Here is a 13,737-nt window from a genome sequence, read left to right as displayed (position 1 = left end):
CTATCACTTACAGATCAAAGGAGATTTTATGGAGACTAAACCTTATCTAATCGCACTTGACCTGGATGGCACGTTATTAAAAGATGATAAAACCATCTCTACACACACACTTGACGTCATTCAAAAAGTGAAAGACAGCGGGCATCATGTCTGTATTTCAACCGGACGGCCATTTCGTTCCAGCTCTCCTTATTATCAGCAATTACAGCTTGATTCACCCATTGTGAATTTTAATGGAGCGTTTGTCCATCATCCTCTTGATGAAAAATGGGGAAGATTTCATACGTCACTTGATCTTCAAGTCGTTAAACAGCTTGTAGACATTAGTGAGGAGTATAAAGTACACAATGTGCTAGCTGAAGTGTTAGACGATTTGTATTTCCATTATCATGATGAGAAGCTCATTGATATATTTAATATGAATGCAAATAAAGTTACTGTTGGAGACCTTAGAGACAACCTTGGAGAGAATGTGACGAGCGTGTTAATTCACGCAAAAGAAGAGGACGTTGGAGCCATTCGAAGCTATTTATCAGATGTTCATGCAGAAGTGATTGATCATAGGCGATGGGCTGCTCCGTGGCACGTGATTGAGATCATTAAAACAGGCATGAACAAGGCCGTTGGACTGCAAAAGATCAGTGATTATTACGGCGTTCCACAGGAGCGGATTGTGGCATTCGGAGATGAAGACAATGATTTAGAAATGCTTGAATTTGCTGGATGCGGTGTGGCTATGGGCAACGGAATCGATGCTGTGAAACGTATTTCAAATGAAGTCACTGATACAAACGAACAAGATGGGATTGCAAAGTTTCTAACGAATTACTTCTCGCTTTAATTTTTCCATTCATACATAGCAGATGGAAGCGGGCATACTACCTTTAGACAGGTTGTCCTGTCAGCTTGTGTAAAGGGGCGGATTCCGAATGGGTAAAAGAAGCAAATCGAAACGCTTTATACAACAAGGTAAAGATTCAGTCAGTCTGCATGATGCACGTTTTCCTTATCGTTCTACGCTTGAAGAAGCTGCGGAGGACAGGGGAAACATGAAGACTGATGCTTCTGGAGGTTCATTGTGAGAAACGAACTTTTTGATCAAGCCAAATCATTTACTGAAGAAGCCCTTACTTCTTCATTTTCATCTGGGTTAGAGCGTCAACAGGCGGTCAAACGAGCCAAAAATGCCGTATCATCTGCATTTGCCAATTCGACAGATGCAGAAAGAAACCAGCTGCATACCTTCCAAGACTTGCTCGATGATCTCTAACATAAAAAAGCTGTCCACACCATTGGACAGCTTTTTCTGATTCTCATGAAGCTGAAAGCACTTATTTCACTTGGAACGTTTTCTTTTCCGTGATTTGCTTCAGCCCTTCTGCTTTTCCTTTAAATGTGACGACCGCTTCATACGTTCCCGGCTTGACACCATTTGACCACGTATCTTGAAAATCATAGGCTTCGCCTTTCTGTAGTACAAATGATTGGATGGCCTGAGTGAACATACGGTCTTTTGAGTAGCGGTATTGTTCATTTCCGTTTTCATCATACACACTGAGTTCGAATTTCTGGCTTGTGTTAAAGGTAAATTCAATATCTCGATCTGATTCATTTTTCAGTGACATGTTAAATTGAACCGAAGAACCTTTCTGGACGGGGTCTACTGTGAGTACAACCGTTTTTTCTCCCATTTGACCTGATACCTCCTTGTCTGGTTCATCCTTTTTTTGTTGTCCACAAGCGGTTAAAATCAATACAACGAGAAGAAGCACCAACCCTTTTTTCATTCGCTACCCACCTTTAATCTCGTCTGAAAAATCCAAGAATATTAGTTGTTTGCACAATATTTGTAAAGGCTTTTGGATCGACTTCTTTAATAATTTGTTCAAGTTCATACAGCTCATACCTTGTAATGACGATCACCATCATTTCTTTTGGCTCATTGGTAAAAGCTCCCTTTGCAGGTACAGTCGTAATACCTCTGACCATTTTTCCATAAATGGCTTCCTTGATTTCATCAGCCTTCTTCGTCACAATCATCGCGGTCAGCTTCTCATGTCTTGTATGGATGGCATCAATGACTCTTGTGGTCACATACAATGTGACAAGGGTATATAATGCTTTCTCCCAACCTTGTAATAATCCTGCTGTAAAAATGATGATACCATTTAAAATGAAGAAATACGTGCCGACTGGTTTATCCTTCCACTTCGCTAAGATCATGGCTATGATGTCGAGTCCGCCTGTCGATGCCCCAAATTTGAGCGTGATCCCAATCCCTACTGCGGATATCACGCCGCCAAACACAGCATTTAGTAAAATATCATGTGAAACACTCGTTTCTGGTAAGATGCCGAGGAAAATGGTCGTCAGGGCCACACTGATGATGCTGTAAAACGTAAAGGAACGGCCCACTTTCATCCACCCTAAAATGCCGACTGGAATATTTAAAATAAATAATAGAATCCCTGTGGATACATAAAATGGCGCATATTGATCCATTAAGCTAGATAACAGCTGGGCTACCCCTGTAAACCCACTCGCGTATACATCAGCTGGAATTAAGAATAAATTTAGTCCAATCGCATTGAGCAGTGCACCAATGACGACGACAATGAGTTTTTTTGCTTCTCCGATGAACATATTGTCATTCCTCCACTTACCATTCTCTCTATGGTTTTCCCTAAAATTTAGAATTTGAACACGAAAAGTTGATTTCTGTGATATAGTTAGGCTAAAAAGTTGTAAAATATGGCTGATTTTTTTAGAAAGAAGGGATTTTGATGACTGTTCATATCATAGCAGACAGTGCTGCTGATCTGCCTCTTTCTTATTATGATGAACATAACATGACGGTTATTCCGCTCCGTGTATTGCTTGGCGAGCAGGAATTTGAAGATTTGGTCACCATTGAACCAAAACAAGTATTTGATGCGATGAGACAAGGTGCTAGCCCAAAAACGTCACAAGCTTCACCAAACCGAATCAAAGAAGCCTTTGTTTCTCTCGCACAAACCCATACATCTGCAATCTATGTTGCCTTTTCATCAGAGCTTTCTGGTACATATCAAACCGCTGTGATGATGGCAAACGAAGTGAAGGAAGAATACCCTGATTTTGATTTACGAATCATTGATTCTAAATGTGCTTCACTCGGCTATGGGCTTGCTGTCAAACACGCTCAATCACTTGCCATTGACGGAAATACAATACAAGAAATTGAAACGTCTGTAAAGCATTTTTGCGAATCTTTACAACATATTTTTACTGTAGACGATTTATCGTATTTAGCAAGAGGCGGAAGAATTAGTAAAGCGTCCGCATTTGTTGGCGGTTTATTGAGTATTAAGCCCATTTTACACGTCGAGGATGGAAAGCTCATCCCCCTTGAGAAAATCCGCGGACGTAAAAAGCTGTTGAAACGCATTATTGAACTGATGAAAGAACGTGGAACGGATTGGTCAAATCAAACTGTTGGCATTAGTCATGGTGATGATCCTGCACTTGCAGAAGACATGAGAGAATTGATTGAAGCCGAATTTCATCCAAAAGAAATTGATATTCAGATTGTCGGCGCAGCTGTTGGGTCCCATTCAGGCCCAGGTACGCTTGCCATCTTCTTTACAGGCAAACCATCATAAAAAGCACCCTTCCCTGACACATCACGGGAAGGGTGCTTTTCTTATGACTTATGAAAGTTTAAAACGGTGGACGGTTTCATTTAACCTTGCCGTCATACTCATCAGTTCTTCTACCTGTTTGTTCATTTGATGGAAAGATTGCAGCTGTTCATTGGCCGAGGCAGAAATTTCTTCACTGCCAGCTGCTGTTTCTTCTACAACCGCACTAATATTTTCAATCGAGTTGAGTACTTGTCCGCCAAGCTCTGTTGATTGAACAATTTGGTCATTTAAGACCGCCATTTCTCGTTTAATGTGCTGCGCTTTTGTTTCTATATCTTCAAAGGAGTGTGAGGTTTTGTCCATCGCATCCTGCTGTTGAAGTGAAAGCTTGACTCCTTCTTTGACAGTTTGACTAATGGATTGAATGCCTCTTTCAATATGACTGACCATATCAAAGATTTGTCTTGTAGCGTTAGATGATTCGTCGGCTAGCTTACGAATTTCATCTGCTACAACGGCAAAGCCTTTTCCAGCCTCACCTGCTCTTGCCGCTTCAATCGCTGCATTTAGCGAAAGTAAGTTTGTTTGATCCGCAATGTCAGAAACTGTTTTGGCCATAGCCGAGATCCCGCTAGCATATTGCGTGAATTCTCCTGCCGACTGCTCGATTTGCCTTGTGGCATGTGTATTTTTTTCAATCGCCGTTTTGGTTTCTGTTAACGTGTGCTTTCCACTTTCCACTGCTTCTATCGCATCCCCTGTACTTTGGATGACTGTTTGTGAACGTTCGGAATTTTTACGTCCATGCTGATCCATCTTTTCAATCAAGCTAACGCCATGCTGGAGATCCTCTGAAATGGCCTGTGACCCATTTGCCATTTCGTCTGTCGAGACAGATACTTGATTTGCAGATTCCATCAGCTTTTTGTTTTCATCATCTAACTGGATCGAGAATGTCTCTACTTGACTTGAGACATTACTGATTTCTTTAATCAAACTAATCAGTTGATCTGTCATTTGATTAAAGGATTCATTCAAGCCGCCGATTTCATCCTTACGCTGAATGTCCATTCGCTCGACAGCAAGGTTGCCTTCTGCGATCTGCTTCGCTCGGTAGGAAAGTGATTTAATCGGTGTCACGATGGATCTTGTTAATCCAATATTTAAAAAGACAGCAATGACAATCAGTGTGAGGGCTGCGACGAGTGCACTTGTGATGATCCATTGCACATTATCCGCTGTATTCTCTAGATTTTGTTTATATGCTTCTTCTGCTCTTTTATTCATTGTATGGATGTCGTTTAAAACACCATCAATTCTTGCAGCGACCCGTCTTGCATCCGATGCGTTTTTTTCACCAATGGCATTATTTGCTTCCTTGGTCCACGTGTCATATTTTGCATTTAACCTTGTTAATTCATCTTTATTTATATTTCCTGCGTGTTTGTTTAACGTTTGCAGCTGTTTTTTTGCTGTAGAAATACCGGTTTGAACAACCTCTAGCTGTTCATCAGAAAGGGTCATTGAATAATTGGTCATGGTTTGTTCGACGCTTTCAAAGCTTGCCTTCGTTTTTTGAACATTTAATAAGGCTTGAACTTCTGTTTCATTCGATGATTGGATCTTTGTCATACTGACAATGATAAAGGCGATGACGCCAACTGCTAAAAGAAGTGAGACGAGTGAGTTGAGTAAAATTTTGATGCGCAAGCTCATGATGCGTCCCCCTCATCTTTTAGCAATTGCTGCTTCAGTTCATTTACTTTTTTGGTCAATGTTTCAGCATCTTTGAGCACCCGAATTCTTGCCATATCGATTCCGTCATTGTTTAAGTCGTAGATAACATGCCCATTTTTGATTTGATTGCTCTTGACGAGCTGTTCGCTGAATTGATAGACCACTTCATCGACTTTTTTTACCATGGACGAAATCACCGCTTTTTCAGCGGTGTAGTACTGATCACTATCTACACCAATGGCATATTTGCCCTGCGCTTGCGCTTCTTTTAATACACCGACACCTGTATAGCCAGCTGCGGCATATAAAACGTCTGCTTTCTTTTTGATCATGCCTTTGGCTATTTTACTGCCTTTGTCCGCATCACTAAACGTATTAGCATAGGTGGATAAGATCTTGATGTTCGGATTCACTGATTTGGCGCCTTTTTGGAACCCTTTTTCAAAACGATGGATCAACTCCGCATCGACACCGCCAACAAATCCAATGACATCACTTTTCGTTGTCATGGCAGCAAGTGCGCCCGCTAAATAGCTGCCTTGCTCTTCTTTAAACGTCACGGAGGTCACATTTTTCAGCTCAGATACGGCATCGATGAGCAAAAAGTGCTTCTTCGGATATTTCTTTGCGACTTTTTCTAAGTCTTCTTGCATACTAAAGCCTACCCCGATGACGAGATCATTGCCAGCTTTTACAAGCTCGGTCAGTCCTTTTTCATATGTATCGGTTTCTGCAATTTCTCTATAATCAAATTCAATACCTAGGTCATCACGTGCTTTTTCTAATCCTTTAAACGATGAATCGTTAAATGATTGATCACCAAGACCATCATCTGTGAGCATAACGCCAATATGCTTCGCATTTGATGCTGGTGGTTCCCCTTGTTGATTGCTGCATGCGGTGAGCACCATAAGCACGGCTACCAACAGAAGCAATGAAATTTTCACTTTCATCCAAACACACACTCCTTTTGTCATCCTTACTCCTTTCTTATCGGATTTGAAAGGCGTTGTTTCAATGATTAAGTGAAGGTTTTTCAGCTTTTTTCATGACTTTTTTCACTAAAAAAACCCATTATTTATCACAAATATAAAAAAAGGGATAAAACCATGATGATTTTATCCCTTTTTCTTCATTTCAGTGTGATATGAAAACCCATGAGGTTAGGGTTCTCTTTCACGCTGCTCATTTTTTCTCGTATGTCCAGCCCTCTTTTTGGTAGACTAGGCCGTTTTTCATCAAATGACCTAATGCTCGTTTAAAGGCTGCCTTGCTCATTTGGAATCGTTCACGGATGTCTTCTGGATCACTTTTGTCTCCATAAGGCATAGCACCATTTCTCGTTCTCATATAGGTTAAGATTTCTTCTGCATCGACAGATAACGCTTCCTGTTTTCTAGGAAGCAGAGAAACGTTCACGGTCCCATCCTCTTTCACTGCAATGACGCGTCCTGTCACGGTCGATCCTAATCTTGGTTCTTCCTTTCGTTCCGTGCGGTGGATAAACCCTCGCACGCCTGTATCTGTCAGCATAAACGAGCCTGTCGCAATTAAGCGATAAATCGTACCAGTGATTTCTTTGTTCATTAAGGTTTCGGGTGCCTCGGTAAACAATTCACTGATCACATCTTCAGTGGCTGGCTTTGCGAACATTCTGCCGTAGCTTGTGACTTTCAGCATACAGTAAAGTTTGTCTCCTTTTTTCGGCCATGCTTCCTCGAAAGGCGGTAGATGTTCTGTTGCAACAAGTGCATCCTTTGAAAGCCCGACATCCACAAATGCGCCCATGTCTTCTAGGACGTCTACGACTTCTACCCAGCCATATGTATGCGCATTGATTGTCGGTATTTTCATCGTCGCAGCTAGTCTTTCTTCATGATCTACGTATAAGTAGACCTCTACTTCATCTTGGTCACCAATATCTTCTGTCATTTCACTGCGGTGCAAGAGGACAGAATCTTCACCATCTGTCAAAAAGTAACCGTATTCCATCTCGTTCTCTATTTGCAAGGTCAGTTGCTCACCTGGTCTCATGTTCTCTTCCTTCCTATCTGCTCATAAAAGAGCGTTCGTTCATCTTTTGATTCACTTTATTCTACTATACTTCTCCTCACATGAACATCTCTAGTTCTGTTAGCTAAAGTGGTCAAACCGAACGCGATTTATACCGCTGCTGGCAGAACTCTTTGACTCATCTCTTTGATAAAGTTTCTTCTTCTCCACGTTGCATGATAAAATAGACGCAATATCTATCCATGGAGGTCATGCGTTATGGCAAAAGAAAGCTCATTTGACATTGTATCAAAGGTTGAACTGCCTGAGGTGCAAAACGCCGTTCAAGCAGCGCTGAAGGAAATTAAAAACCGTTATGATTTTAAAGGAAGTAAAAGTGATATTTCTCTTGAAAAAGAAGAGCTCGTGCTCATCTCTGATGATGACTTTAAGCTGGAGCAGCTAAAAGATGTACTTGTGTCAAAGCTGATCAAACGAAATGTTCCAACTAAAAACATCGACTACGGAAAAACCGAGCATGCCCTTGGCGGAACCGTACGCCAGCGCGCGAAGCTGATCAGCGGAATTGATCAAGACAACGCCAAAAAGATCAATGCACTCATTAAGCAATCCGGCATCAAAGTGAAGTCACAGTTTCAAGATGACCAAGTGCGTGTAACAGGAAAAAATAAAGATGATTTACAAGAGGTTATTTCTCTTATGCGCAAGGCAGATTTACCGATTGACGTTCAATTTATAAATTTTCGATAAATTTCAAATTTTCCATTGATTATTTCCGATTTTTTCGATACAGTGGATGGAAGTTCAATTTATTGACATGTTCATATCGCTTTCTTATCAAGAGAGGCAGAGGGACTGGCCCTGTGAAGCCTCAGCAACCGGTGTAGTAGAAATATATTTTCTATGACCAAGGTGCTAAATCCAGCAAGCAACTGCTTGGAAGATAAGAAGAAGAATTACGATACAGCCAAAAAGTCTTCTTCTTATCAGAAGGCTTTTTTTGTTACATAAAAATAAGGAGGAAACCAATGGGCCTATTACAAGACTTACAAAACCGCGTACTGATTGCTGACGGTGCAATGGGAACACTTTTATACTCTTACGGCATTGACCGCTGCTTTGAAGAATTAAATTTATCGAAAGAAGATGAAGTAAGGCGCGTGCACGAAGCATATGTGCAGGCTGGTGCGGACATCATTCAAACAAATACGTACGGCGCAAATTATATTAAACTATCCCGCTACGGCTTAGAGGAAGAAACAAAGCGCATCAATACAAAGGCGGTACAAATCGCAAAAGCAGCCGCCGGCTCTGCTTATGTCCTTGGAACGATCGGCGGCATTCGAACGTTTAACAAAAATGCCTATACAATTGAAGAAATTAAACGAAGCTTTAGAGAGCAGCTGTACATTCTATTAAATGAGCAGCCCGATGGATTATTGCTAGAAACGTATTATGACATGGAAGAAGCGAAGGCCGTTCTCCAAATTGCACGAAAAGAAACGACTCTCCCGATTGTCATGAACGTCTCCATGCATGAACAAGGTGTGTTGCAGGATGGAACACCGCTCAAGGATGGTTTATCTGAATTGTCCTCTCTTGGTGCAGACGTCGTTGGCATCAACTGCCGGCTTGGCCCTTATCATATGATTCAGGCACTCGAAGGCGTTCCAATTTTAGAAAATTCCCATTTATCAGTCTATCCCAACAGCAGTCTTCCCTCTCTTGAAGAAGGCAGACTCGTCTATGATACAGATAACGATTATTTTCGAAAAAGTGCACTTGAATTTAGAAATCAAGGCGCACGTATTATCGGCGGTTGCTGCGGAACAACGCCTCAGCATATTCACGCAATGGCTGAAGCGGTCAAGGATTTAGCCCCGATCACTGAAAAAGAAGTGAAAGTATTAAAAGAAGAAATCATTTCGATTCAAGATCAGCGGACTGAACCAGGTCTTGATGAGCTCGCTACGAAAAAACGGACGATTATTGTAGAGCTTGATCCGCCGAAGAAGCTGAACTTCGAAAAATTCCTCGTCGCGGCAAATGAGTTAAAGAATGCAGGCATTGATGCCTTGACATTAGCCGATAATTCTCTTGCGACCCCGCGCATTAGCAATGTGGCTTGCGGGGCATTATTGAAACAGCAGCTTGATATGCGTTCACTCGTCCATATCACGTGCCGTGATCGTAATTTGATTGGGCTTCAGTCCCATTTGATGGGTCTCGACACCCTTGGTTTAACTGATATTTTAGCCATTACAGGCGACCCTTCTAAGATTGGAGATTTCCCAGGTGCAACGTCGGTTTATGATTTAACCTCCTTTGATTTGATTCGGCTGATTAAGCAGTTTAACGAAGGCCTTTCTTTCTCAGGGAAGCCGCTTGGCAAAAAGACCAATTTTTCAGTAGCTGGCGCGTTTAATCCGAATGTTCGCCACATTGATAAAGCGGTCAAACGTCTTGAGAAAAAAATCGAATACGGTGCTGATTATTTTATTTCACAGCCTGTTTATTCTGAGGAACAGCTTGTGAAAATTCATGAGGAGAGCCGTCATTTAGATAAGCCGATTTATATTGGCGTTATGCCGTTAACAAGCAGCCGAAATGCGGAGTTTATTCATCATGAAATTCCAGGCATCAAATTATCTGATTCCATTCGTGACATTATGGCCAAGGCTGGTGAGGATAAAGAAAAGCAGCGAGCAGAAGGCTTAGCGATTGCCCGCTCTTTATTAGATACAGCCTGCGAATTGTTTAACGGCATTTATTTAATTACCCCCTTCCTTCGATCAGACTTAACAGCAGAACTAACCACCTACATTCATCAGAAAGAAAAGGAGTCAAACACCCATGTCAACTATCACTGAACAGCTTAAGAAACGCATCCTCGTCGTTGATGGTGCAATGGGGACCATGATTCAAAATGCCAATCTCACAGCAGAAGACTTTGGCGGAGAAGAGTATGAGGGCTGTAACGAGTATTTAAACGTGACAGCCCCTCACATCATCCGCGCGATTCATAGAGAATACCTTGAGGCAAGCGCCGACCTCATTGAAACGAATACGTTCGGGGCTACAAAGCTCGTCCTTGACGAATACGGGCTTGGCCACCTTGCCTATGCACTCAATATACGGGCTGCCCAGCTGGCAAAGGACGAAGCTGCCCGTTTCTCCACGCCGGAGCAGCCCCGATTTGTTGTAGGTGCGATGGGTCCCACTACGAAAACATTATCTGTGACAGGCGGCACAACCTTCGATGAGCTCGTCAAAAACTATGAAGAGCAGGCCCGCGCCTTGATTGATGGCAAATGTGATGCCCTTCTTTTAGAAACAAGTCAAGACATGCTGAATGTAAAGGCTGGTTTCAAAGGCATTCAGGAAGCCTTCCAGCAGACAGGTATTGAGTTGCCTCTCATGGTATCAGGTACGATTGAACCGATGGGCACTACCCTCGCTGGTCAGGATATTGAAGCCTTTTATATCTCTCTTGAGCATATGAAACCAATGAGTGTCGGCCTGAACTGTGCGACGGGTCCTGAATTCATGACAGACCATATCCGCACGCTCTCCTCCATCGCCAAGTCAGCGGTTAGCTGCTATCCAAATGCTGGTCTACCAGATGAAGAAGGTCAATATCATGAATCCCCTGCTTCACTTGCTAAAAAAATTTCCGCCTTTGCCAAGGAAGGCTGGTTAAATATTGTTGGCGGCTGCTGCGGAACAACACCTGCACATATACAGGCATTGTCAGATGAAGTACGAACGATTCAGCCGCGTCACATTGCGCATGAATCGTCTCAGCATACCGTCTCAGGAATTGAGCCCCTGATATATGAGGAGTCAATGCGCCCTCTTTTTGTAGGAGAACGAACCAACGTGATTGGTTCACGCAAATTCAAACGACTCATTGCGGAACAAAAGTTTGAAGAAGCGTCAGAAGTTGCTCGTGCACAGGTAAAAAACGGTGCTCACGTGATTGATGTGTGTCTCGCTGATCCAGACCGCGATGAGGCGGCAGACATGGAAGGTTTTTTACAAGAGGCTATGAAAAAAGTCAAAGCCCCATTTGTCATTGATTCAACGGATAAACACGTGATCGAAAAAGCGCTCACATATTCCCAAGGGAAAGCCATCATCAATTCCATTAACCTTGAGGATGGCGAAGAACGCTTCGAAGAAATTCTTCCACTTGTGAAGCTATACGGCGGTGCACTTGTTGTCGGCACGATCGATGAAACAGGGATGGCTGTAACAGCAGAAAGAAAGCTGGAGATTGCGGTACGCTCTCATGATCTATTAACGAAGAAATATGGCATTCCCGCAAGTGACATCATTTTTGATCCACTTGTCTTTCCAGTAGGCACTGGAGACGAGCAGTATATTGGCGCTGCCGAAGAAACGATCAAAGGCATCAAAATGATCAAGGAAAACCTGCCTGAGTGCTTGACGATTTTAGGCATCAGCAACGTGTCTTTTGGACTCCCACCTCTTGGGAGAGAAATCTTGAATGCCGTCTACTTGTATCACTGCGTCCAAGCAGGACTTGATTACGCCATCGTGAATACAGAAAAGCTTGAACGCTTCGCTTCCATTCCAAAGGAAGAAATTAAGCTGGCTGAAACACTGCTCTATGAAACAAATGATCAAACCCTTGCTGAATTTACCCAATTTTACCGAGGCAAAAAGAAAACGGAGAAAAAACCAAAGGTCTCCTTATCACTTGATGAAAGGCTAGCACTCTACGTCGTCGAAGGAACAAAAGAAGGACTTATCGATGATTTATCCCTTGCTCTAGAGCAATTTGAATCACCACTTCATATCATCAATGGTCCGTTAATGCAGGGAATGGCTGAGGTTGGACGTCTTTTCAATCAAAACGAACTGATTGTGGCGGAAGTGCTTCAATCAGCAGAGGTCATGAAGGCATCTGTATCGTATCTCGAGCAATATATGGAAAAGCAGCATGCAAGCGGGAAAGGTAAAATTCTACTTGCCACTGTAAAAGGAGATGTCCATGATATTGGAAAAAACCTTGTCGACATCATTTTGAGTAATAACGGCTTTCAAGTGGTCGACCTCGGAATCAAGGTGACACCTCAAACATTGATCGAAGCTGTGCAAAAGGAAAAGCCAGATATGATTGGGTTATCAGGATTGCTTGTGAAGTCAGCCCAGCAAATGGTACTCACCGCTCAGGATTTACAAAAGGCGAATATTTCCGTGCCCATTTTGGTTGGCGGAGCTGCACTTTCTCGGAAATTTACGAAAATGAAGATTTCGCCTCATTATGACGGACCGGTCCTTTACGCAAAAGATGCGATGGACGGCTTATCTTTAGCCAATGAGTTAAAAGCAAATCCTCTTCAGTTTCAAATAAAGCCCGACGAAGAGCCTGTGGCACCTTTCAAAAAGAAAGAAACAAAGCAGCCACAAGCTGTCATTGAATTACTAGAAAAACGTGCGGCACTCCCTGATGCACCTATTTTCACACCAGAAAATACGGCACGTCATTATGTAAGAGACATCGATCTGCATCACATTATGCCTTATGTGAATGAACAAATGCTCATTGGCCACCACCTTGGATTAAAAGGAAAGGTGAAAACATTGTTAGCGCAGCAGCATCCAAAAGCATTGGAATTAAAGCAGCTTGTCACAGACCTTCTAAACGAAGGCAGAGAGAAAAACTGGTTTGCGCCTGCGTTTGTCTATCAATTTTATCCTGCCAGTTCAAACGGAAATGATCTTCATATTTATGATCCCGAAGCGTCTGACCGTATCATTGAAACATTCCAATTTCCAAGACAGGAGAAGCTTCCGTACCGCTCCATTTCTGATTATGTGCGGGGAAGCGGTGAAAAGGAGAAAGATTATATTGCCTTATTTGCCGTCACAGCCGGAGCGCGTATACGTGAAGTCGCGCAGCACTTTAAGCAAGAAGGAGATTATTTAAAAATGCATGCAGTTCAAGCTCTTGCGCTTGAGCTTGCAGAAGGATTAGCCGAAAGAACCCACCAAGTGATTCGTGACAAATGGGGCTTCCCTGACCCAGTCGATTTCACAATGGAAAAACGATTCCAAGCGAAATATCAAGGGCAGCGCTATTCCTTTGGTTATCCCGCCTGTCCAAATCTTGAAGACCAAGAAAAGCTGTTCAAGCTGCTTCAGCCAGAAAAAATCGGCATCCAGCTAACAGAAGGATTTATGATGGAACCTGAAGCATCTGTTTCAGCGATCGTCGTTTCTCATCCTGAAGCTCGATATTTTAATGTTCATTAATGCAGAACCTCCGAAACTGGAGGTTCTTTTTTGCTGGGAAAATTAGATAAACTTCAATTTTTACACTATACCTTCTTATGGT

The 13,737-nt window shown here is 42.5% G+C and carries 12 protein-coding genes and 1 riboswitch; of the genes, 7 read left to right on the top strand and 5 right to left on the bottom strand.

Going from position 1 to position 13,737, the window contains the following annotated elements; genetic code table 11:
• Nucleotides 1–28 precede the first annotated feature (28 nt).
• The 3 genes from NSQ36_RS05495 to NSQ36_RS05485 all read left to right on the top strand — a co-directional run bounded on the left by NSQ36_RS05495 (nt 29) and on the right by NSQ36_RS05485 (nt 1,270).
• Nucleotides 29–841, top strand: coding sequence for a Cof-type HAD-IIB family hydrolase (locus NSQ36_RS05495; protein WP_050945320.1), 813 nt, complete (start codon nt 29–31; stop codon nt 839–841).
• An 88-nt stretch (nt 842–929) separates the two neighbouring features.
• Nucleotides 930–1,082, top strand: coding sequence for a hypothetical protein (locus NSQ36_RS05490; RefSeq protein ID WP_008348539.1), 153 nt, complete (start codon nt 930–932; stop codon nt 1,080–1,082).
• Complete coding sequence (locus NSQ36_RS05485) at nt 1,079–1,270, top strand: DUF3813 domain-containing protein (protein ID WP_024425070.1); 192 nt, start codon at nt 1,079–1,081, stop codon at nt 1,268–1,270. The genes NSQ36_RS05490 and NSQ36_RS05485 overlap by 4 nt, the downstream gene beginning before the upstream one ends.
• Before the next feature lie 61 nt (nt 1,271–1,331).
• Here the strand turns inward: NSQ36_RS05485 and NSQ36_RS05480 are convergent, their stop codons facing one another.
• Together NSQ36_RS05480 and NSQ36_RS05475 are read right to left on the bottom strand one after the other, a co-directional pair.
• Nucleotides 1,332–1,787 (bottom strand): BsuPI-related putative proteinase inhibitor, encoded by a 456-nt coding sequence (locus NSQ36_RS05480; protein ID WP_050945321.1) that lies wholly within the window; start codon nt 1,785–1,787, stop codon nt 1,332–1,334.
• 13 nt (nt 1,788–1,800) lie between these two features.
• Nucleotides 1,801–2,643: a YitT family protein gene (locus NSQ36_RS05475; RefSeq protein WP_003211320.1), complete on the bottom strand. Its 843-nt coding sequence runs from the start codon at nt 2,641–2,643 to the stop codon at nt 1,801–1,803.
• A 140-nt stretch (nt 2,644–2,783) separates the two neighbouring features.
• Between NSQ36_RS05475 and NSQ36_RS05470 the strand changes: the two genes are divergently transcribed.
• On the top strand, nt 2,784–3,641 hold the full coding sequence (locus NSQ36_RS05470; RefSeq protein WP_137054799.1) for a DegV family protein: 858 nt from the start codon (nt 2,784–2,786) through the stop codon (nt 3,639–3,641).
• A gap of 48 nt (nt 3,642–3,689) precedes the next feature.
• Here the strand turns inward: NSQ36_RS05470 and NSQ36_RS05465 are convergent, their stop codons facing one another.
• The 3 genes from NSQ36_RS05465 to NSQ36_RS05455 form a co-directional block, all read right to left on the bottom strand.
• Nucleotides 3,690–5,339: a methyl-accepting chemotaxis protein gene (locus NSQ36_RS05465; protein WP_050945323.1), complete on the bottom strand. Its 1,650-nt coding sequence runs from the start codon at nt 5,337–5,339 to the stop codon at nt 3,690–3,692.
• Nucleotides 5,336–6,313, bottom strand: coding sequence for a BMP family ABC transporter substrate-binding protein (locus NSQ36_RS05460; RefSeq protein WP_137054801.1), 978 nt, complete (start codon nt 6,311–6,313; stop codon nt 5,336–5,338). Before NSQ36_RS05460 ends, NSQ36_RS05465 begins: the two co-directional genes overlap by 4 nt.
• A 232-nt stretch (nt 6,314–6,545) precedes the next feature.
• Nucleotides 6,546–7,394: a S1 RNA-binding domain-containing protein gene (locus NSQ36_RS05455; protein ID WP_003212403.1), complete on the bottom strand. Its 849-nt coding sequence runs from the start codon at nt 7,392–7,394 to the stop codon at nt 6,546–6,548.
• 237 nt (nt 7,395–7,631) lie between these two features.
• Between NSQ36_RS05455 and NSQ36_RS05450 the strand changes: the two genes are divergently transcribed.
• From NSQ36_RS05450 to metH, 3 genes are all read left to right on the top strand, one after another.
• Entirely contained in the window at nt 7,632–8,123 is a 492-nt protein-coding gene (locus NSQ36_RS05450) for a YajQ family cyclic di-GMP-binding protein (protein ID WP_003211707.1), read from the top strand.
• 81 nt (nt 8,124–8,204) lie between these two features.
• Nucleotides 8,205–8,323, top strand: a riboswitch (SAM riboswitch).
• A gap of 78 nt (nt 8,324–8,401) precedes the next feature.
• On the top strand, nt 8,402–10,243 hold the full coding sequence (locus tag NSQ36_RS05445) for a bifunctional homocysteine S-methyltransferase/methylenetetrahydrofolate reductase (RefSeq protein ID WP_253622738.1): 1,842 nt from the start codon (nt 8,402–8,404) through the stop codon (nt 10,241–10,243).
• Nucleotides 10,227–13,655, top strand: a complete 3,429-nt coding sequence (metH, locus tag NSQ36_RS05440) for a methionine synthase (protein ID WP_251190999.1) — start codon at nt 10,227–10,229, stop codon at nt 13,653–13,655. The genes NSQ36_RS05445 and metH overlap by 17 nt, the downstream gene beginning before the upstream one ends.
• The last annotated feature ends 82 nt before the right edge of the window (nt 13,656–13,737 follow it).

This window comes from Bacillus sp. FSL W8-1143, from assembly GCF_037965155.1.
Classification (GTDB): domain Bacteria; phylum Bacillota; class Bacilli; order Bacillales; family Bacillaceae; genus Bacillus; species Bacillus pumilus.
Note: the sequence above shows the minus strand (reverse complement) of the source record. Positions and strands in the feature narration are given on the sequence as shown.

What these genes read in the sequence shown, in the direction of transcription:
- NSQ36_RS05475 (WP_003211320.1), bottom strand. Translation starts at nt 2,643, where the DNA reads ATGTTCATCGGAGAAGCAAAAAAACTCATTGTCGTCGTCATTGGTGCA.
- NSQ36_RS05445 (WP_253622738.1), top strand. Translation starts at nt 8,402, where the DNA reads ATGGGCCTATTACAAGACTTACAAAACCGCGTACTGATTGCTGACGGT.
- NSQ36_RS05490 (WP_008348539.1), top strand. Translation starts at nt 930, where the DNA reads ATGGGTAAAAGAAGCAAATCGAAACGCTTTATACAACAAGGTAAAGAT.
- metH (WP_251190999.1), top strand. Translation starts at nt 10,227, where the DNA reads ATGTCAACTATCACTGAACAGCTTAAGAAACGCATCCTCGTCGTTGAT.
- NSQ36_RS05495 (WP_050945320.1), top strand. Translation starts at nt 29, where the DNA reads ATGGAGACTAAACCTTATCTAATCGCACTTGACCTGGATGGCACGTTA.
- NSQ36_RS05455 (WP_003212403.1), bottom strand. Translation starts at nt 7,394, where the DNA reads ATGAGACCAGGTGAGCAACTGACCTTGCAAATAGAGAACGAGATGGAA.
- NSQ36_RS05460 (WP_137054801.1), bottom strand. Translation starts at nt 6,313, where the DNA reads ATGAAAGTGAAAATTTCATTGCTTCTGTTGGTAGCCGTGCTTATGGTG.
- NSQ36_RS05480 (WP_050945321.1), bottom strand. Translation starts at nt 1,787, where the DNA reads ATGAAAAAAGGGTTGGTGCTTCTTCTCGTTGTATTGATTTTAACCGCT.
- NSQ36_RS05470 (WP_137054799.1), top strand. Translation starts at nt 2,784, where the DNA reads ATGACTGTTCATATCATAGCAGACAGTGCTGCTGATCTGCCTCTTTCT.
- NSQ36_RS05465 (WP_050945323.1), bottom strand. Translation starts at nt 5,339, where the DNA reads ATGAGCTTGCGCATCAAAATTTTACTCAACTCACTCGTCTCACTTCTT.
- NSQ36_RS05450 (WP_003211707.1), top strand. Translation starts at nt 7,632, where the DNA reads ATGGCAAAAGAAAGCTCATTTGACATTGTATCAAAGGTTGAACTGCCT.